Raw genomic sequence first — 1,499 nt, forward strand, 5'->3', positions numbered from 1 at the left:
GGCGGATTCAATCGGTCGTCGCAACACCTTGATCACGGTGGTGTGCAATGGGACGACCACGCAAGCAGCTGCGTGAGGCGCCGGCGGGCGCGCGACGGCAGTGGGCCGCGGATAGGGCGATGCGGGCGCCGATGCGTTCGCCGGGCCGCCCCGAGCCGTCGCGAGCTGCGCAGCGGGAGTTCTGGCGCCTGATCGCGACGGGCATCACGACGGTTCAAGCCGCGAAGGGCATGGGCGTGTCGGCGCCGGTCGGGATCCGGTGGTTTCGACACGCTGGCGGGATGGCGCCGCTGAGTCTGGACGAGCCTACTGGCCGGTACTTGTCGTTTGCCGAGCGTGAGGAGATCGCGCTGCTCAAAGCTCAGGACAAGGGCGTGCGCGAGATCGCCCGCGCGATCGGTCGTGATCCGGGGACCGTTTCGCGTGAGCTGCGGCGCAACGCCGCGACCCGGGGCGGCAAGCCGGTCTACCGCGCCGTGGTGGCGCAGTGGAAGGCGCAGCAGGCCGCGAAGCGTCGGAAGACGGCGAAGCTAGTGCACAACGAGCGGTTGCGTGAGTACGTGCAGGACCGGCTCGCCGGCCACGTCCGTCGGCCTGACGGCACGATCGTTTCGGGTCCAGCGACGCCGCGTTGGAAGGGGTTGAACAAGCCGCACCGCCAGGACCGGCGCTGGTCGACAGCCTGGAGCCCTGAGCAGATCGCGCAGCGGCTGAAGGTTGAGTTCCCTCATGATGAGTCCATGCGCATCAGCCACGAGGCGATCTACCAGTCGCTGTTCATCGAGGGACGTGGTGCGCTGAAGCGCGAACTCGTTGCGTGTCTGCGTACAGGACGCGCGCTACGGGAGCCGCGGGCCCGTTCACGGAACAAGCCCCAGGGGCATGTCACAGCCGACGTCGTCCTGAGTGAGCGTCCCGCAGAGGCTGAGGACCGCGCCGTCCCTGGCCATTGGGAGGGCGACCTGATCATCGGGACGGGCAGGTCCGCGATCGGCACGCTCGTTGAGCGCAGCAGTCGCTCGACGCTCCTGGTTCACCTTCCCCGGATGGAGGGCTGGGGTGAGAAGCCGTACGTCAAGAACGGGCCCTCGCTCGGCGGCTATGGAGCCGCCGCGATGAACGCCGCGCTGACGGCATCGATGGCCAAGTTGCCCGACCAGTTGCGCAAGACCCTGACGTGGGACCGCGGCAAGGAGCTTTCGGGCCACGCGCTGTTTGCGTTGGAGACCGGGACCAGGGTGTTCTTCGCTGACCCTCACTCGCCGTGGCAGCGGCCGACGAACGAGAACACCAACGGTCTGCTGCGGCAATACTTTCCCAAAGGCACGGACCTGGCGAGATGGTCCGCCGAGGACATCGAGGCTGTCGCTCACGCGCTCAACAACCGGCCCCGCAAGGTCCTCGGCTGGAAGACGCCCGCAGAAGTCTTCGGAGAGCAACTACGCTCGGTTCAACAAGCCGGTGTTGCATCAACCGATTGAACTCGCCCAATACACGTC

At 67.2% G+C, this 1,499-nt stretch carries 1 protein-coding gene; it reads left to right on the plus strand.

Going from position 1 to position 1,499, the window contains the following annotated elements; genetic code table 11:
- Positions 1 to 131: 131 nt before the first annotated feature.
- On the plus strand, positions 132 to 1,481 hold the full coding sequence (locus tag SSP29_RS00005; RefSeq protein ID WP_438363768.1) for an IS30 family transposase: 1,350 nt from the start codon (positions 132 to 134) through the stop codon (positions 1,479 to 1,481).
- Positions 1,482 to 1,499 lie beyond the last annotated feature (18 nt).

The sequence above is a fragment of the Streptomyces hyaluromycini genome (assembly GCF_002217755.1).
Taxonomy (GTDB): Bacteria; Actinomycetota; Actinomycetes; order Streptomycetales; family Streptomycetaceae; genus Streptomyces; species Streptomyces hyaluromycini.